Raw genomic sequence first — 17,189 nt, forward strand, 5'->3', positions numbered from 1 at the left:
GGCGGTGGTGTTTCAATGCGCCATGGCGTGCGTCGGCATGGCGCCGCTGGCTTCGTTCAGCAGGGCCGGCGTGATCTGCTTGAAGCGCAGCACGCGGCCGCCTTCCTTGCGAACAAACGCTTCCGCGTCCACCTGCCGGCTGAACGAGGCGATGGCCGGGCCCATCGAGCCCTGCGCCTTGCTGCCTAATACATAGAGCGCGTCGTGTGCCCCGATCCAGTGGCCTTGCGGCTGTTGCCAGTTGGCGCTGCCCATGTCCTGCACGTAGAAGGCGCTGGTGGCGCGACGCTGTTCCGGCGCCAGCATTTCACCGAGCAGTTCTTTTACGTCACAGAAGTAGCTGGTCTTGCCGTCGGCGAAGCGAACCTGCGCTTTCGGCCCAGGGAAGTCGCGCAGCAGCATGCCGTCCAGCGCACACGCGGCTTCGTCGGACGGATCAATGGCTGGCAGGTTGGTGGCGCTGTACGTGCAGGCGGCCAGCGCAAGGGTGGCCAGTGCGGCCAGCGCGCTCCTGCGCAGGTGGAAAATAGTCATGAAAATCTCCTGAGTGCGATAGAAAACGGTAAAAAAATCCAGGCTAGCATCACGCCCGACAGCAGCGCCGGGTGGGTCCAGCCTTGCGGCATCACGGTGGCCAGGCCATACATGGCTTGCGCCTGGTCCGAGCTGAACACGTTCAGCAGGCGAAATACGTCGGCCGGGTTCAGCATCAGCATGGCGGCGAACAGGCCGCTACCGAGCTGGCCCTGGCTGAGCACCATCACCCCCATCAGCAGCAGGTCGAACACCAGCACGAACAGGAACCACAGCGCCAGTGCAATGCCGCTGGCGCGGACGCGGTCGCGGGTGCTGACCGATACCAGCATGGCAATGCTGAGGAAGGCCAGTCCCATCAGCACGGCGCTGGCGACGAATTGGGCGTAGCGCCAGCCCTCGGCCACAGTCAGTTGCGAGAACAGCGGCAGCAGGCCGGCGCCAAAGCCGATCGCGGTGGCGCTGGTGAGCGCCGCCGCCAGGCCGAGATACTTACCGAGCAGCACTTCCAGCGGCGTCACCGGCATCGACAGCAGCAGTTCCAGCGCGCCGCGCTCACGCTCGCCGACAATCGCGTCATAGCCGAGTATCAGGGCGATCAGCGGCACCAGATAGATCACCAGGCTGGACAGGCTGGCGATAGTGGCGTCGATGCCGTGGAAACCAACCTGTCCCTGCTGGGCTGCGCCGAAGTAGGCGATGGCCAGCGCGAAGAAGGCAAACACCAGCGCCACGGCCAGCACCCAGCGGTTGCGCAGCCGCTCACGCCATTCTTTTGCGGCCAGCACGCCGACCTGGCGCCATTCAATGCGTGCGCGCATGGGTGCCTCCGTAGCCGAGAAATACTTGTTCCAATGTCGATTCCTGAATTGCGATGTCGTCGGCGCAAGCGGCCAGATGGCGCAGCACTGCCATCTTGTCGGCCCTGGCGCAGCGCACGTGCAGCTGTTCGCCATGCACCTCCAGCGCCAGCTCCAGCGGCAACGCGGCCAGCGCCGCGCGCACGCCCGCCTGCAGCGCAGGCGCAATCGTGGCGGTAATGGTCAGCATCCGGGGCGCATGGGTACCCGTCCGCAGCTGCCTCAACGTGCCTTGCGCGGCCACCGTGCCGCTCTGCATGATGAGCAGCTGGTCGACCCTGTGCTCGATCTCTGCCAGGATGTGTGAGGTGATGACGATGGTGGCGCCGCGGTCCTGCGCGGTGCGCAAGATGGCGTAAAAGTCGGCGATGCCTTGCGGGTCCAATCCGTTGGTCGGCTCATCGAGGAAGATCAGGTCCGGCTCGCCCAGCAGAGCCTGCGCCAGGCCGAGCCGCTGGCGCATGCCCTTGGAGTACCCCTGTACCGGCCGCGCGGCGGCATGCGTCAGGCCCACCAGGTCGAGCAACGGTGCGCAAGCAGCGCGCGCAATGTGCTTCAAGTCCGCAAAAAAGTGCAGTACTTCCTGGCCACTCAGGTTATCGTAGGTGAGAAAACTTTCCGGCAGATAGCCGACGCGCCGGCGCGTCTGGCGAAAGGCAGGTTCGGCCGCGTTCTGTCCCAGTACGTGCAGCGTGCCGGCGCAGGGCGTGATCAGACCGAGCATCAGCTTGAATAGCGTGCTCTTGCCGGCGCCATTGTGGCCGATCAGGCCGAACATGGTGCCATGGGCGATGTCAAAGCTGACGTCCTGCAGCACCGTGAGCGCGCCGTAGCGATGCCGGATGCCGCGCAGGCTGACGGCGGCTTCAGTTGTATTCGATGCGGGGAGCGATGTCATTCCATTTCTTCCAATTCTGTGAGAGCGGGCGCATGCGCGGATGGCGGTCGACTACGCTTGGCGCGCGCAGCAGCGGAAACTGACGCGCGGCAAAGCGCAGCGTCTGCAGCGCGGGGCTGGCGCCGAGCAGCTTGAGCAGCGGGTATTGCCAGTTCAGACGGTCAACCAGGTCGTTCGCTTCATACGCCACGTCACCCTGGCCGTCGCCGTTCTGGTCCCAGCCGTTGTAATTGCTCCAGTAGTTGCCTTCCTGTTTGCCCCATTCGACATCGCGCGCGGCAACAAAGCGCACCTGCTCCTGGTTGCCGATGAAGTCGTTGCCATCGACTTGGTTGTTCGACGAGCCGGCCGACAGGTGCACGCCGGTGCGGTTATTGATGATCAGGTTGTGGCGCAGCGTGTTGTACTCGGCGTCATAGATGAAAAAACCACGGTCGTTGCCGGCCACCACGTTGTCTTCGATCAGCGAGTCCTGGATGGTGCGCAGCATGATGCCGTGATCGGTATTGCCCCACGCGATATTGCGGCGCACGGTCAGGCTGCGCACCTCCATCAGCGCCAGCCCGGCCCGGCTCAGATATACCTCGTTGTCTTCCCAGGTACTGTGGTGGGTGTTCATGTAGTGCGTGCCGTAGCGGACATGGTGGATGCGGTTGTGGCGAAATTGCGCATCGCGCGAGACGTCGACATAGATGCCGTCGCGCGTGCCGCTGATTTCGTTGCCGGTGACGCGCGCTCCGCGCGTGTCGTACACCTGGATGCCATTGCCGCGCTGCGCCGATTGCAGGTCGCGCCGGCCGGTGATGGTGTTGTTCAGCAAGCGCGCATCGTCAACGCCTTGCAGCCAGATGCCGAACAGGTTGGCGACCAGTCGACAGTTGTTGATCTGTACGCGATGCGCGCCAGGCACGATATAAATGCCGGCGTTCTGCGCAGTGAGGTCCGCGCCGCTGTCGATCACGATCAGGCCGATCAGGGTGACGTCGGGGGCGGTGATGCGGATGGTGTCGCCGTGCCCTCGGCCGCTGATGATGGGATGGCTGCGCCCTTGCAGCGTCAGCGCCTTGTCGACCAGCACGTGTTCGTTATACCTGCCGGGTGCGATCAGCAGTGTGTCGCCTTTCTGCGCACTGGCGATGGCCGCATTGATCGACGTGCCCGGCGCCACTTCCAGCACGGCGGCGGCCAGGCCCGGCCCATAGCCGGCCAGTATGACTGCCAGTACCAGCGCGCGCATCAGCGCCAGCAGGGCGGAAGGCGCCAGCCTCATGCGTCTTCCTTGCCTTGCGACGGCAGCGTTGAGCGCAAGCTGTCGAGCGTAAGGAAGTAGCCGTCGGCGCCGATACGCGTCAGCGCTTCGCCCTTGGCAGCGCGCCGCTTGCGCTCTTTCACCAGGGGTGGACAGGCGTGATCGTCGTAGTACATCACCATGCAGTCCAGGCACAGCATGCATTCCATCTGATCGATTTTGCCTTGGCTGTCGATGGCGTGCGAGCCGCAACCGGCGGCGCAGGCGTGGCAGCTGGTGCATTCTGCCTTGCGCTTCAGACCGAACAGACGGAACTTGCCGGGCAGCGCCAGGCCCGCGCCCATCGGGCACAGGTATTTGCAGTAGGGGCGCTCGCTGAACAGCGACAGGCCCAGAATGGCGCCGATAAAGAGCCAGAATGGCCAGCTCCGGTTCCATACGCCGACCAGGAAAGTGGTCTTGAAGGGTTCGATTTCGGCCAGATGTTCGGCCGTCTCCATTGAGAACAGGGATACGCCGATCAGGCCGAAGAAGATGACGTACTTCAGCCAGCGCAGCTTGTCGTGCAGTGGTTTTGGCAGCAGTTTCTGCCAGCGTTTCAGGCCGATGGCGGAACCGAGTTTCAGCATCAGGTGCTGCAGCGAGCCGAATGGACATAACCAGCCGCAGAACAGGCCGCGTCCCCAGATCAGCACCGTGATGATGATGAACCACCAGAACAGGAAGATGAAGGGATCGGACAGGAACAGCTCCCAGCGCCATTGATGGATCAGCGAATGGAGCCAGGTCATGATCTGCGTGATGCTGGGCTGCGCCTTCAGGTAGAAACCGATGAAGCCGGCGCTGATGATCCATAGAACCAGCCGCGGCCAGCTGATCAAAGGCTTGTGCTTGCGCGTCGATGCACGCACCAGCCGGTCGCGTCGTGCGTACCAGATGGCGGTAAACAACAGGGTGGCGACGAAGAAGCCGATTTGCGGAATCCGGTCCAGCCAGATGTTTTGCCACGCCGGGCGCGCCGTCACCACTTTCGGATGGCCGCCTTCCAGATAGCGGGCCGGCAGCCAGTATGTCTGGTCGTAGTGGGTGAAGGTCTTGGCGCCCTTGGCGTCCAACTGATTGACCAGCAGCGTCAGCGTCCAAGGCCACGCCGGATTGAAGTGTTTCGAGCGGACGATGAAGATGCCCGATTCGCGGTATTGGGGCACATCGCCGGGCTGCAGGTGATACAGATTGAGATAGTCGGTATCGCGGAAGGTGTAGGTTTCAGGATCTTGCCGCACCTGGATGCGGTCGTAGATGCCGCCGCGCACAAAGCCCGAGCCCTTGAACGAGGTCTGGCCGTTGGCGATGACGAAGATCGCATGCTCGTCCGGCTTGAGGTCGCGCATCAGGCGCTGGTAGTTGTCCTCGCCCAGCAGGCTGTTGCCCAGCGTCGGCGTGTTGAGGTAGCCGAAGTAGAGATCGATGTAGTCGCCGCGTGCGCTGTCGGCGCCGACTTCGCGCGCGGCGATCGTCAGGCGGCCGACCGAGCCCTCGTCGGCCAGCTTGCCCCAGTTGAGGCGCTCGTCGAGCGGCGTGAAGCGGGCTGGCGGCCGCGCCGCCGCAGTGAAGATGCCGACCTGGCGGCCGATCTCATAGGCGCTGCGGGAAATTACCTGGTTCTCGGCGATGGCCGTCACGGTGGCGCCGCTGATCGCGTCCAATCCCACGCTGCCATCGCCGCCACGGCCAATTTCCAGCCTGGCGTCACCGCGCAGGCCGACATATTGTCCGATGAACTTGAGCAGCGCCGATTCCGGTATGCCGGCCAGCAGGATCGGTTCGGAATGCTTGATCACGCGCACGCCGGTAATGATGCCTGCGGTGTCCATGCCGATCAGTGTAATGACCGGCTTGCCGGAATAGGCGGGAATGTCCACCACGTCGGTTGACAGGAAAACGTAGCCAACGAGCTTGCCGCCGGCGTCCAGCGCTTGCACATAGCGTGGAGAACCCATGCGCTGCGAGAAGCGCTGCGCTTGCGGCATCACGTCGCGGCAGGCGGCATGCGCGCACAGGTCGGCGCCGTGCAACAGTTCGGAGGAAAGTTCAGCGTCGTAGATGTTGGCGGCGGCGATGGGCGGCGCGAGCATAGCCAGTAACATCAAGCACGACGCCAGCGAATTGAACAAGGTTTTTAAAGTAGTCGTCATGAGAATATGCCATGCCGGCTGACGCATCAGCCGGCATGGACTTGCGGGACAACTCAGGCTTCAACCAGGAAACGGCTACGCATTTCCAGATGCAGGGCGTGGCAGAAGTGCGTGCAATACAACCAGAACGCACCGGCGTGATCGGCCTTGAAAGTGACCGACTTGGTTTCCTGCGGATTGACGATAAAGTTGATGTTGTAGGTCGGGATGGCGCAACCGTGGGTCAAATCTTCGACCTTGTCGTAGTTGGTCAGGGTGAGCGTGACTTCATCGCCTTTTTTGACCTTGATGACCGGCATGCTGAACGCCGGCGCTTGCGACATCAGACGCACATGCACCTTGTTGCCCTTGCGCTCGATGCCGGCGTTTTCCGGCGTGACGGCATTCGGGAAGTCGGTCATGGTGTGGATCTGGCGCGTCTTGACCACGTCGCGGCGCACGATAATGCCATCGTGCGGTTCCGGGTAGGCAGTGTGATCGGCTATCAGCTTCATGCTGGCGCCGCTGATGTCCACCAACTGTTCGGTTTCAGGATGCAGCGGGCCGACTGGCAGGAAGCGGTCCTTGGAGAACTTGTTGCCGGAGTTGAGGTATTTGCCGTCAGCTTCCCTGGTCTCACCCATCGATGAGTAGTTATGGCCCGGCTGGTAGTGCACGTCCAGCTTCTCGATGATGACCTTGGCGTTTTTGTCGCCCTTGAACTGGGCAATGGCTGCATCCACATTCCATTTGACGGCTTGGCTGTCGAGGAACAGCGAGGTATAGGCGTTGCCCCTGCCGTCGAAGGCGGTGTGCAGCGGGCCGAGGCCGATTTCCGGTTCGGCCACCACGGTGTCGCGCGGATCCTTGACGTTACCGTCGAACCACTGCAGCACCTTGCTCAATTCAATCACGGTGGCGGTCGGCGACAGCTTGCCGGAGCAGACGAAGTATTTTCCGTCCGGGCTGGCGTTGACGCCATGCGGGTTCTTGCTGACCGGGACGTACAGCGAGATCGCGCTTTTCGGATCGGCGTTGGCAGCTTTGCGGCCATCGACCACGGGGACCTTGGAACTGCCGATGGTGGTGAACTTGCCTGCCTTGACCTGGGCCTCGACGCGTTCGATATGCAGGAACACGCAGGCATCGCGCTCGGCCGCCATCATGCCGTTCAGGTCGGCGGCGTTTTCCACGTTGTACTGGTTGCAGGCGGCCAGCTTGCCGTCGTACGAGGTGGCGCACAGATCCATATTGCCGTCAACGCGCACCTGCCACATCACTTCCATGGTCTCTGCGCTGACGCAGCTGAACAACGCACCCCACTTTTCCGGATTGTCCAGGTCGCGGCCGTCGTTTGGCAGCGGGATATGGAATTCGGCGCCGCAGAACACGCGGGTGGTGTAGTCAATCTTCTGGTCGACCGGATCGCGCTTGTCAGGGAACAGGCCGTGGAAGCCGGCCACATTCGGCAGTTCGGTGATCTTGTCGCATTCCATGGTGTCCATGCGGATGCGCGCCACGCGTGAATGCAGCTTGTCGTTGATGAACAGCCAGCGGCCGTCATACGTGCCGTTCTTGTAGCTGCCGTGGACGTGGTGGGTGTCGCCGGTGATGTATTTCAGCGTGCCGTCGGGCTTGGTGCCGATGATGGCTTTCGATTCATTGGTAATACCCCAGCCGACCATGCAATCGACGTTGAACACTGGGATGCGCTTGAGCGTGCGCCCGGAAGGCAGGCCGAGCACCCGCGCTTCGCCCGAATGGCCGGAACTGATGAAAGCATAGTAGTCGTCCAGCTGGCCTGGCGCGATCTCGGTGCCGTGGTGTGCGGCCGGTGCGGCAGCGCTCTTGCCGCCGGCGGCAGCTTCCTCCTTGCAGCCGGCCAGGCCCAGCGTGACGCCTGCCAGGCCCAGTGCGGCGCTCTTGCCGAGAAAGCCGCGGCGGCTCGACGGCGTGTCGTTGGTGGTATCTATCTTCTTGCTGTCCATCTCTCGTTCTCCATCGTTGCAAAATTATAAACAAGCATTTTACATGCATCTTTTAAAAAAACGATGACGTGGATCAAGCATTTCAGGCAACGCCGCCGCGATTGCGGCAGTACTTGATCCAGGCACTGTTTTCGTCGTCGCCCCTGATGAGCTGGCCGGCTTGCTATAATCAATCCCGGCAGCGCCTCCGCTGTGCTGGCTCCGGACGTCGCCATAATGACGTTCCCAGTGGTCCGCCTCGGACCGGTCGTCAAGGAGCTTTCCCTGTCTTCTCGTCAAGAAAATCTGCACAGCATCTATGCGATGCTGATTGCGGTAGCCATGTTCTCGTGCATGGATACCGCCATGAAGCTGCTGTCTGCCCATTATCCCGCCACGCAGGTCACGGCGATGCGCTCGCTCAGTTCGTTGCCACTGCTGTGCGGCTACATGCTGTACCGCGGTGCGTTCAAGGGCATCTTCCGCATACGCTGGCCAATGCACCTGTTGCGCGCCGCACTCGGCATCGCCATGCTGACCACCTTTGCCTTCGGGCTGAAGTCGCTGTCGCTGGCCGAGGCATATTCGATCTTCTTCATCGCGCCGGCTTTGATCACGGCGCTCTCGGTGTGGGTGCTGAAGGAGCACGTGGGCCGCGGGCAGTGGGTGGCGATTGGCGTCGGCCTGCTGGGCGTGCTGGTGGTGCTGCGCCCCGAAGGCACCGGCTTCCTGTCGCTGGGCGGGCTGGCGATTCTGGTGGCAGCTGCCTGCTACGCCGTGTCTGCCATCAGCGCGCGCGTGCTGGCGCGCACCGACAGCACCGAGGCGATGATGTTCTGGCTGCTGACGCTGATGTCGATTGGCGCAGTAACGCTGGCGTGGAATATCTGGGTGCCTGTGCGTGCCGAACATGGCTCGATCTTGATGGTGCTGGCGCTGTCAGGCTTCTTTGGGCAGTTGGCGATCACCAAGGCCTTCAGCACCGGCAAGGCGTCAATCGTGGCGCCGTTCGAGTACACGGCGCTGGCCTGGGGCGTGGCGATAGACTGGCTGCTGTGGCAGGCGCTGCCGGATCGCTATACCTTGCTTGGCGCGGCGATCATTATCGCCAGCGGCATCTACCTGGTGCGGCGAGAGGCCGTGCATGTGGAAAGTGAGCATCCCTAGCATTTCTTTGCCGGTCAGCATTCCACGCCGCAACTGGATATAATCGTGCCATGTTAAAACAACGCACTATCAAACAACAGGTCCGCACCATCGGTGTCGGTTTGCATTCCGGCACCAAGGTCGAGCTGATCCTGCGTCCTGCCGCGATCGACACGGGCATCGTGTTTCGCCGCATCGACCTCGATCCCATCGTCGAGTTTCCCGCCAGCGCCATGGCCGTGGGCGACACGCGCATGGCTTCCGTGCTGATCAAGGATGGCGCCAGGGTGTCTACCGTGGAACATCTGATGTCGGCGGCGGCGGGCCTGGGGATCGACAATATGTATATCGACGTGAATGCGGAAGAAATTCCCATCATGGACGGTTCCGCCTCGTCCTTCGTCTACCTGCTGCAGCAGGCTGGCGTGGAAGAGCAGCAGGCGGCGAAAAAATTCATCAAGGTCATCAAGCCCGTGGAAGTGCGTCACGGCAAGGGCGACGCGGAGAAATGGGCGCGTTTGTCGCCGTACGACGGCTTCAAGCTCGATTTCTTCATCGAATTCAATCACCCGGCCGTCGATGGCACGATGCAGCGTGCTTCCGTCGATTTCGGCGACGTGTCGTACGTGCACGATGTGGCCCGCGCACGCACCTTCGGTTTCATGCAGGACGTGGAAAGCTTGCGCGGCATGGGCCTGGCCCGTGGCGGTTCTCTGGAAAACGCCATCGTCATGGACGAATACCGCATCCTCAACGCGGACGGCTTGCGCTATGAAGACGAGTTCGTGCGCCACAAGATCCTCGACGCCATCGGCGACCTGTACCTGGTGGGTCACCCCTTGCTCGCCTACTACACGGCGCACAAGTCGGGCCACGCGCTGAACAACCAGCTGCTGCTGGCGCTGCTGGAGCAGCCCGATGCGTATGAAATCGTCTCGTTCGCCACGAATGAGGCGGCGCCGCAATCCTACTTACGCCAGATGGAGCGCGAGTGGTCGCTGACGTAGGTCGGATGAGCGGGGCGACGCCCCGCGTAATCCGACAACCATGTTGGGACTGATCGTGGTGTTGTCGGATTACGGCCTGAAGGGCCTAATCCGACCTGCGCGATATGCGTTAATTTAGCGCCGTTATTCTCAGTCCCGCGGTTCGCGGTGGTGGCGCACCATGTTGCGCAGCGCCGCGATCAATTGCTCGTTCTGCTTCGACGCGGGCAGGGCCGTGCTCAGCTCTTCCAGGGCCGACATGGCTTTTTCCGGCAAGACCAGCGCCCGCGTATGCACGATGGGCGCGATGCTCTTGATGACTTGCACTTTCAGCTTGATGCTTGAAATCTGCCAGCCCTTTCTTTCCAATTCCCCTTGCAACTTCGGCAATTGCTGCTTGAGCTTGGCCGCCAGCGCCGCGTTCGGCGTGGCCAGCACCAGTTGGCCGCCCTCGAATTGCAGGATGTCGCAATGCTCGAACATCGCCGGCAGGGCCTTGGCGCAGTCTTTTTGCAGGGCGGCCAGGCGCGTGACGGTGGGCATCAATGAGGCCATCGTCGCGTTGCCGCGCAGAAAATCGGTTGCGCCCGTGACGGCCGGGCCGGAACGGGCGAAGCCGTAGCCGCGGCGCGGCGCCGGAGAGTAAGTGGGAGTTCGCATGGCCGAAACATAGCACACTCGCCCGCGCATGACGAGTGCTGCCGCGGGTGCGGCGCAGGCGGGCTGGCCGTATTGCCTTACAGTATGGAAAATGTCCGCAATTTCTGCCATTTGTTTGTCATTAAGCTATTGTTATATGGCGCATTACCCCAACCATGTCGGGAACGCATGATAAAATCATCGTCTTTTGCCATAGTCGAACTCCGTGCGGTGACGCGATACCTACCTCGTTGTTCCCTACCGAGCTTTTTTTAACGGCGTTTTTTCAAGAATTCAAGCATGTCATTACTGACCCAGATTTTCGGTAGCCGCAACCAGCGGCTGCTCAAGCAATACCAAAAAACGGTACGCGAGATCAATGCGCTCGAGCCGGCCATCGAAAAGCTGTCGGATGCCGAGCTGCAAGCGAAGACGCCTGCCTTCAAGGAACGCATCGCCGCTGGCGAATCGCTCGATGCCTTGTTGCCGGAAGCATTTGCCGTCTGCCGCGAGGCCAGCAAGCGCGTCCTGCGCATGCGCCATTTCGACGTGCAGATGATCGGCGGCATGGTCTTGCATTTCGGTAAGATCGCGGAGATGGGCACGGGCGAGGGCAAGACCCTGATGGCAACCTTGCCCGCCTACCTGAATGCCCTGTCGGGCAAGGGCGTGCATATCGTCACCGTCAATGATTATCTGGCGCAGCGCGATGCCGAGACCATGGGCCGCCTGTATGCATGGCTGGGCCTGTCGACTGGCGTGAACATGTCGCAAATGGAGCACAGCGCCAAGCAGCAGGCGTACAACTCCGACATCACCTATGGCACGAACAATGAATTCGGTTTCGACTTCTTGCGCGACAATATGGTCTACGAAGCGCGCGAACGCGTGCAGCGCAGCCTGAACTTCGGCATCGTCGATGAAGTCGACTCGATCCTGATCGATGAAGCGCGTACGCCGCTGATCATTTCGGGCCAGGCCGAGAACCATACGGACCTGTATCACAAGATCAATGAAGTGCCTGCGCGCCTGACCCTGCAGATCGGCGAAGAAACGCCGGACGGCAAGGGCAAGGTTGAAGTGCCGGGCGACTACACCAAGGATGAAAAAGCGCACCAGGTGCTGCTGACGGAAGCCGGCCACGAAAAGGCCGAAGGCATCCTGATGGAAATGGGCCTGCTGCCGGAAGGCGCGTCGCTGTACGATTCGGCCAACATCACCCTCGTGCACCACCTGTATGCGGCCCTGCGCGCGCATGCGCTGTACTTCAAGGATCAGCACTACGTGGTGCAGAACAATGAAGTGGTGATCGTCGATGAATTCACGGGCCGTCTGATGACGGGCCGCCGCTGGTCCGATGGCTTGCACCAGGCTGTCGAAGCGAAAGAAGGCGTCAAGATCCAGAACGAGAACCAGACCCTGGCCTCGATCACCTTCCAGAACTACTTTCGCATGTACGCCAAGCTGGCCGGCATGACGGGTACGGCCGATACCGAAGCGTACGAATTCCAGGAAATCTACGGCCTGGAAACGGTCGTGATCCCGCAAAACCGTCCGCTGCAGCGCAAGGACCGCCAGGATCAGGTCTACAAATCGTCGGCGGAAAAATACAACGCGATGTTGAACGACATCCGCGACTGCTACGAGCGCGGCCAGCCCGTGCTGGTCGGTACGACCTCGATCGAAAACTCGGAACTGCTGTCGGGCATCCTGACCAAGGCCGGTTTGCCGCACAACGTGCTGAACGCGAAGCAGCATGCGCGCGAAGCGGAAATCATCGCCCAGGCAGGCCGTCCGAAAGCCATCACCATCGCCACCAACATGGCCGGTCGCGGTACGGACATCGTATTGGGCGGTAACGTCGAGAACCAGATCAAGTTCATCGAAGCCAATGCTGAACTGAGCGACGCCGACAAGGCAGCCCAGTCGCAGACTTTGCGCGATGAATGGCAATCACTGCACGACCACGTGGTCAATGCGGGCGGCTTGCACATCATCGGCACCGAACGCCACGAATCGCGCCGCGTCGACAATCAGCTGCGTGGCCGTGCCGGCCGCCAGGGCGATCCGGGTTCGTCGCGTTTCTACCTGTCGCTCGACGACGCGCTGCTGCGCATCTTCGCCGGCGACCGCGTGCGCGCCGTGATGGACCGTTTGAAAATGCCGGAAGGCGAACCGATCGAGGCAGGCATCGTCTCGCGTTCGATCGAATCGGCCCAGCGCAAAGTCGAAGCGCGCAACTTCGACATCCGCAAGCAATTGCTGGAATACGATGACGTCGCCAACGACCAGCGCAAGGTCATCTACCAGCAGCGTAACGAGCTGCTGGAAACGACCGATATTTCCGAGATGATCGGCTCGCTGCGCCACGGCGTGTTTACCGACCTGGTGCACGAGTACGTGCCGCACGAATCGGTGGAAGAGCAGTGGGATATCAAGGGCCTGGAAAACACCCTGGCCAGCGAATGGCAGCTCGACTTGCCGTTGCAGCAATTGCTGGAAGCCGATTCGACCCTGACGGACGAAGAGATCCTGGAAAAAGTGCTGGCCGCGGCCGATGCCGTGTACCAGTCGAAGATCGACATCGTCGGCAAGGAATCGTTTGGCGGCTTCGAGCGCAATGTCATGCTGCAAAGCGTGGACAGCCACTGGCGCGAACACCTGGCGGCGCTCGATCACCTGCGTCAGGGTATTCACCTGCGCGGCTATGCGCAGAAGAACCCGAAACAGGAATACAAGCGCGAAGCGTTTGAACTGTTTGGCCAGATGCTCGACATGATCAAGAACGACGTCACGAAACACGTGATGACGGTACGTATCCAGTCGCGCGAAGAAGTCGATGCGGCCGAACAGGCGATGCAGCAGTCGCACGTGGAAAACGTGCACTACCAGCACGCCGAATTCGACCCGAACGCGGCGCCGGAAGAACTGCTGGCGCCTGCGGCCGGCGGCAACATGGACAACGTCGACGACATGAGCGTGAGCATGGGCGTCAAAGTGGGCCGCAACGACCCATGCCCATGCGGCAGCGGTAAAAAATACAAAGCTTGCCACGGCAAGCTGGCATAAGGCGGTTTGACAGCCTGAGCAAAAAACGGAGACCGCGGTCTCCGTTTTTTTATGCCTTTTCAATTTGCGGGCACGCATGTGTGGGCACGCATGTTCACCGGCGCCGCGAAGGCGCTACAATAGCGCTTCCATTTTCCCTCGCAGAAGAACTCACCATGGCCGTCAATTCTCCCAAGCCCGTCGCCGCCGACTTGAAAGCCGTCGCCGGCATTGAAATCGGTGTTGCCGAAGCCGGCATCAAGAAACCCAACCGCAAGGATTTGCTGGTATTGAAACTGGCGCCGACGGCCACCGTGGCCGGCGTGTTTACCTTGAACCGCTTCTGCGCCGCGCCCGTGCAAATCTCGAAAGCCAACCTGGCGGCCGTGACGGCCGGCGCCGCGCCGATCCGCGCGCTGCTGGTCAACACGGGCAACGCGAATGCGGGCACGGGCGAATCGGGCCTGGCCGACGCGCAGGCCAGCTGCGCCGCGCTGGCCGAGCTGTTGGGCTGCACGCCGCAGCAGATTTTGCCGTTTTCCACGGGCGTGATCCTGGAACCCTTGCCCGTGCAGCGCCTGGTCGCCGGCTTGCCGCAAGCCGTGGCCGCGCTGACCTCGGATAACTGGTTCTCGGCCGCCGAAGCCATCATGACCACCGACACGCAGCCGAAAGCCGGCTCGCGCACGGTCACCATTGGTGGCCACGCGGTTACCCTGACGGGCATCAGCAAGGGCGCCGGCATGATCAAGCCGAACATGGCCACCATGCTCGGTTTCCTCGCGTTCGACGCCACCGTGGCGCAACCGGTGCTGGACCAGTTGGTGAAACAGGCGGCCGACAAATCGTTCAACTGCATCACCATCGACGGCGACACGTCCACCAATGACTCGTTCATGCTGGTGGCCACGGGCGCCGGCAGCCTGGTCATCGATTCCATCGATTCGCCGCACTATACGGAACTGGCCGCGGCCGTTACCGAACTGTCGACCTTCCTGGCACAAGCCATCGTGCGCGACGGCGAAGGCGCGACCAAGTTCATGACCGTGACCGTGGAAGACGGCCGCAACGTGGAAGAGTGCCGCAAGATCGCCTATTCCATCGCCCATTCGCCGCTGGTGAAAACGGCCTTCTTCGCGTCCGATCCGAACCTGGGCCGCATCCTGGCCGCCATCGGCTATGCGGGCGTGGACGATCTGGACGTGGGCCAGCTGAACCTGTACCTGGACGACGTATGGGTGGCCAAGAATGGCGGCCGCAACCCCGACTACCAGGAACAGGATGGCCAGCGCGTGATGCAGCAAAGCGAAATCACCATCCGCGTCAAGCTGGCGCGCGGCGATGCCACGGCCACCCTGTGGACGTGCGATCTGTCGCATGACTACGTGTCGATCAACGCCGACTACCGCTCATGACCGGCCTCGATCAATTCCTGATCCGCGCCGAGCGGGTACTGGCGCGCCTCGAGTCGATCTTGCCGCCGGCCTTGCCGGCCACCGACTGGAACAGCTTTGCCTTCCGCTGGCGCTGGCGCCAGGGCGCGCTTCCTTATTTGCAGGCCGTGGCCCATGTGTCGTCCATCGCCTTGGATGATTTGCACAACATCGGCACGCAAAAAGCGCAGATCGAGCAGAACACGCGCCAGTTCGTCGCTAACCGTCCAGCCAACAACGTGCTGCTGACGGGCGCGCGCGGCACGGGCAAGTCGTCGCTGATCAAGGCTTGTTTGAACCAGTTCGCCGACCAGGGCCTGCGCCTGATCGAAGTGGACAAGGCGGACCTGGCCGACCTGCCCGACATCGTCGACTTGGTGGCGGCGCGCCCCGAGCGCTTCATCATCTTTTGTGACGACCTGTCGTTCGAAGAAGGCGAAAGCGGCTACAAGGCGCTGAAAGTGGCGCTCGACGGCAGCATCGCCGCGCAATCGGACAATGTGCTGATATACGCCACCTCGAACCGCCGTCACCTGATGCCGGAACGGATGTCGGACAACACGAGCTACAAGACGGACGACGATGGCGATCTGCATCCGGGCGAGACGGTGGAAGAGAAAATCTCGCTGTCCGAACGCTTCGGCCTGTGGCTGTCGTTCTACCCGTTCAAGCAGGATGATTACCTCGATATCGCTGCGCACTGGCTCGCTTCGTTCGGCTGCACGCCGGAGCAGATCGCGGCAGCGCGCGGCGACGCCTTGCGCTGGGCCTTGCAGCGCGGTTCCCGTTCGGGCCGTGTCGCCTGGCAATTCGCGCGCGATTATGCGGGGAAACTTCCTGCGGGAAAGTTGCCGCAATGAGTGAAGTGAAAATCAAACCGGTCGACGTCGCCGTCGGCATCCTGATGAAGCCGAATGGCGACGTACTGCTGGGCCAGCGTCCGGCCGGCAAGCCGTATGACGGCTATTGGGAATTTCCTGGCGGTAAAGTCGAACCGGGCGAAGCCATTTTTGACGCCTTGAAACGCGAGTTTGTCGAGGAACTGGGCTTGCATATCGACAGTGCCGAAGCCTGGTGCGGCGTCGAATATGTGTATCCGCACGCCCATGTGCGGCTGCATTTCTATATCAGCCGCGAATGGCGGGGCGAGCCGCAAAGCCTGGAAGGGCAGGCGTTCGCCTGGCAGGGCACGGTCGGCGTGGAACCCTTGCTGCCGGCCACCATTCCCCTGCTGGAATGGCTGGACGAGGTGCGCCGGGAATCGCTGGCACCTGCCTGATCTCCACTTGTGCCAGCGGGCAGCAGCATGCTGCGTGCTGGCGCAAGCTTTCCTGTGACTCTCCTTGTATAGTCGGCGCTTTGCGCTACAGTGCTTTCATCACGCACCGGGAGCCTCGCATGCCGCTGACACTGACCTTTACCGATACCGATGAATTGCTGATTGCCGCCTTGCACAAGCGTGCCCGCGCGCATGGGCGCAGCATCGAGGACGAGCACCGCGACATCTTGCGCAGCGCCTTGCGGCCGCTGCCGAAGCGTCCGCTCGACGATATTTTGCGCAGCATGCCCGACGTGGGGCTGGACGTGGATTTCGAGCGCCGCCCCTGATGCGCCATGCCTATGCCCGCCTACCTGGTCGACACGGATGTGATCGTTGCAGCGCGCAAGGGCAATGCTGCGCCACCAGGTGTCGCGGATTTTTTCGAGCGTGTGACGCCCGAGGCGCGCTATGTGCCGGTGCAGGTAATCGCGCAATTGCGCGCAGGCATACAGTGCTGCTGGCGGCGCGAAGCGGCGCTGGAGGCACTGGCGCTGGAAGGCTGGCTGGAAGCCGTGCTGGCGGAGTATGCGCCGCGGCTGCTGGAATTCGACCTCGATTGTGCCCTCGTGTGCGCGCGCCTGCATGGCCGCGGCCACGCGCATGGCGTCGATGGGCAGATCGCGGCGATGGGCATCGCCTATGGCTTGACGGTGGTCAGTGGCAGGCTCGACAGTTTTACGGCGCAAGGGCTGCGCCTGGAAAATCCGTTTAGTTGAGGCTCATTGATGCTTACTGGGGTTTGTTGTTCTCGTCCGCAATGGGATCTTCGAACGGGTCGGCGGCGGGGATCGTGTATTTTTCTTCGGCCCAGGCACCCAGGTCGATCTGCTTGCAGCGTTCCGAGCAGAAGGGGCGGAATTTATTGGCTTCAGTCCATTCGACTTTGGCGGCACAGGTAGGGCAGTTAACGACGGTCATGATGGGGCAAATAAGT

16 protein-coding genes are annotated in these 17,189 nt (G+C 61.9%); 8 read left to right on the plus strand and 8 right to left on the minus strand.

Annotated elements, in window-relative coordinates:
- Positions 1-12: 12 nt before the first annotated feature.
- From AC4BCN_RS06025 to nosZ, 6 genes are read right to left on the minus strand one after another with little or no spacing between them, the layout of a single operon-like run.
- A complete protein-coding gene (locus AC4BCN_RS06025) occupies positions 13-534 on the minus strand; it encodes a nitrous oxide reductase accessory protein NosL (RefSeq protein ID WP_070305655.1) in 522 nt (173 codons plus the stop codon).
- The gene (locus AC4BCN_RS06030) at positions 531-1,355 is read right to left on the minus strand and encodes an ABC transporter permease (protein ID WP_200872998.1); all 825 of its coding nucleotides are present in this window, start codon (positions 1,353-1,355) and stop codon (positions 531-533) included. Before AC4BCN_RS06030 ends, AC4BCN_RS06025 begins: the two co-directional genes overlap by 4 nt.
- Complete coding sequence (locus AC4BCN_RS06035) at positions 1,339-2,292, minus strand: ABC transporter ATP-binding protein (RefSeq protein ID WP_490492792.1); 954 nt, start codon at positions 2,290-2,292, stop codon at positions 1,339-1,341. The genes AC4BCN_RS06030 and AC4BCN_RS06035 overlap by 17 nt, the downstream gene beginning before the upstream one ends.
- Complete coding sequence (locus AC4BCN_RS06040) at positions 2,261-3,538, minus strand: nitrous oxide reductase family maturation protein NosD (RefSeq protein WP_490493578.1); 1,278 nt, start codon at positions 3,536-3,538, stop codon at positions 2,261-2,263. The genes AC4BCN_RS06035 and AC4BCN_RS06040 overlap by 32 nt, the downstream gene beginning before the upstream one ends.
- 20 nt (positions 3,539-3,558) lie before the next feature.
- A complete protein-coding gene (locus AC4BCN_RS06045; protein WP_485879197.1) occupies positions 3,559-5,736 on the minus strand; it encodes a 4Fe-4S binding protein in 2,178 nt (725 codons plus the stop codon).
- 53 nt (positions 5,737-5,789) lie between these two features.
- Complete coding sequence (gene nosZ / locus AC4BCN_RS06050; protein ID WP_490492793.1) at positions 5,790-7,703, minus strand: TAT-dependent nitrous-oxide reductase; 1,914 nt, start codon at positions 7,701-7,703, stop codon at positions 5,790-5,792.
- A 303-nt stretch (positions 7,704-8,006) separates the two neighbouring features.
- Here nosZ and AC4BCN_RS06055 point away from each other — a divergent pair, with 303 nt between their 5' ends.
- The gene (locus AC4BCN_RS06055) at positions 8,007-8,849 is read left to right on the plus strand and encodes a DMT family transporter (protein WP_034748837.1); all 843 of its coding nucleotides are present in this window, start codon (positions 8,007-8,009) and stop codon (positions 8,847-8,849) included.
- A gap of 50 nt (positions 8,850-8,899) precedes the next feature.
- Positions 8,900-9,835: a UDP-3-O-acyl-N-acetylglucosamine deacetylase gene (gene lpxC, locus AC4BCN_RS06060; RefSeq protein ID WP_128141365.1), complete on the plus strand. Its 936-nt coding sequence runs from the start codon at positions 8,900-8,902 to the stop codon at positions 9,833-9,835.
- Between the two features lie 129 nt (positions 9,836-9,964).
- Here lpxC and AC4BCN_RS06065 read toward each other — a convergent pair whose 3' ends face one another.
- Positions 9,965-10,474, minus strand: coding sequence for a DciA family protein (locus tag AC4BCN_RS06065; RefSeq protein WP_456148542.1), 510 nt, complete (start codon positions 10,472-10,474; stop codon positions 9,965-9,967).
- A gap of 279 nt (positions 10,475-10,753) precedes the next feature.
- Between AC4BCN_RS06065 and secA the strand changes: the two genes are divergently transcribed.
- The 6 genes from secA (at position 10,754) to AC4BCN_RS06095 (ending at position 16,971) form a co-directional block, all read left to right on the plus strand.
- Positions 10,754-13,522 (plus strand): preprotein translocase subunit SecA, encoded by a 2,769-nt coding sequence (secA, locus tag AC4BCN_RS06070; RefSeq protein ID WP_070305649.1) that lies wholly within the window; start codon positions 10,754-10,756, stop codon positions 13,520-13,522.
- 155 nt (positions 13,523-13,677) lie between these two features.
- Entirely contained in the window at positions 13,678-14,916 is a 1,239-nt protein-coding gene (gene argJ / locus AC4BCN_RS06075) for a bifunctional glutamate N-acetyltransferase/amino-acid acetyltransferase ArgJ (RefSeq protein ID WP_490492794.1), read from the plus strand.
- Positions 14,913-15,794 carry an ATP-binding protein gene (locus tag AC4BCN_RS06080; protein ID WP_490492795.1) on the plus strand — a complete coding sequence of 294 codons (882 nt, stop codon included), beginning with the start codon at positions 14,913-14,915 and terminating at the stop codon, positions 15,792-15,794. Before argJ ends, AC4BCN_RS06080 begins: the two co-directional genes overlap by 4 nt.
- Positions 15,791-16,213 carry an NUDIX domain-containing protein gene (locus tag AC4BCN_RS06085; protein ID WP_490492796.1) on the plus strand — a complete coding sequence of 141 codons (423 nt, stop codon included), beginning with the start codon at positions 15,791-15,793 and terminating at the stop codon, positions 16,211-16,213. Before AC4BCN_RS06080 ends, AC4BCN_RS06085 begins: the two co-directional genes overlap by 4 nt.
- Before the next feature lie 119 nt (positions 16,214-16,332).
- Positions 16,333-16,542 carry a FitA-like ribbon-helix-helix domain-containing protein gene (locus tag AC4BCN_RS06090; RefSeq protein ID WP_128141369.1) on the plus strand — a complete coding sequence of 70 codons (210 nt, stop codon included), beginning with the start codon at positions 16,333-16,335 and terminating at the stop codon, positions 16,540-16,542.
- Positions 16,543-16,548: 6 nt separating this feature from the next.
- Positions 16,549-16,971: a PIN domain-containing protein gene (locus AC4BCN_RS06095; RefSeq protein ID WP_490492797.1), complete on the plus strand. Its 423-nt coding sequence runs from the start codon at positions 16,549-16,551 to the stop codon at positions 16,969-16,971.
- A 13-nt stretch (positions 16,972-16,984) separates the two neighbouring features.
- On the opposite strand, the gene yacG is transcribed toward AC4BCN_RS06095, so the two are convergent.
- Positions 16,985-17,176, minus strand: coding sequence for a DNA gyrase inhibitor YacG (gene yacG / locus AC4BCN_RS06100; RefSeq protein WP_490493579.1), 192 nt, complete (start codon positions 17,174-17,176; stop codon positions 16,985-16,987).
- Positions 17,177-17,189: the final 13 nt, after the last annotated feature.

This window comes from Janthinobacterium sp. Bl 1 (assembly GCF_058215535.1).

Excerpts from the sequence above, each read along its gene's own strand:
- AC4BCN_RS06055 (WP_034748837.1), top strand. The coding sequence starts at position 8,007 with ATGCTGATTGCGGTAGCCATGTTCTCGTGCATGGATACCGCCATGAAG.
- argJ (WP_490492794.1), top strand. The coding sequence starts at position 13,678 with ATGGCCGTCAATTCTCCCAAGCCCGTCGCCGCCGACTTGAAAGCCGTC.
- AC4BCN_RS06090 (WP_128141369.1), top strand. The coding sequence starts at position 16,333 with ATGCCGCTGACACTGACCTTTACCGATACCGATGAATTGCTGATTGCC.
- nosZ (WP_490492793.1), bottom strand. The coding sequence starts at position 7,703 with ATGGACAGCAAGAAGATAGATACCACCAACGACACGCCGTCGAGCCGC.
- AC4BCN_RS06065 (WP_456148542.1), bottom strand. The coding sequence starts at position 10,474 with ATGCGAACTCCCACTTACTCTCCGGCGCCGCGCCGCGGCTACGGCTTC.
- AC4BCN_RS06095 (WP_490492797.1), top strand. The coding sequence starts at position 16,549 with ATGCCTATGCCCGCCTACCTGGTCGACACGGATGTGATCGTTGCAGCG.
- AC4BCN_RS06025 (WP_070305655.1), bottom strand. The coding sequence starts at position 534 with ATGACTATTTTCCACCTGCGCAGGAGCGCGCTGGCCGCACTGGCCACC.
- AC4BCN_RS06085 (WP_490492796.1), top strand. The coding sequence starts at position 15,791 with ATGAGTGAAGTGAAAATCAAACCGGTCGACGTCGCCGTCGGCATCCTG.
- AC4BCN_RS06080 (WP_490492795.1), top strand. The coding sequence starts at position 14,913 with ATGACCGGCCTCGATCAATTCCTGATCCGCGCCGAGCGGGTACTGGCG.
- AC4BCN_RS06030 (WP_200872998.1), bottom strand. The coding sequence starts at position 1,355 with ATGCGCGCACGCATTGAATGGCGCCAGGTCGGCGTGCTGGCCGCAAAA.
- AC4BCN_RS06035 (WP_490492792.1), bottom strand. The coding sequence starts at position 2,292 with ATGACATCGCTCCCCGCATCGAATACAACTGAAGCCGCCGTCAGCCTG.
- lpxC (WP_128141365.1), top strand. The coding sequence starts at position 8,900 with ATGTTAAAACAACGCACTATCAAACAACAGGTCCGCACCATCGGTGTC.
- AC4BCN_RS06045 (WP_485879197.1), bottom strand. The coding sequence starts at position 5,736 with ATGACGACTACTTTAAAAACCTTGTTCAATTCGCTGGCGTCGTGCTTG.
- secA (WP_070305649.1), top strand. The coding sequence starts at position 10,754 with ATGTCATTACTGACCCAGATTTTCGGTAGCCGCAACCAGCGGCTGCTC.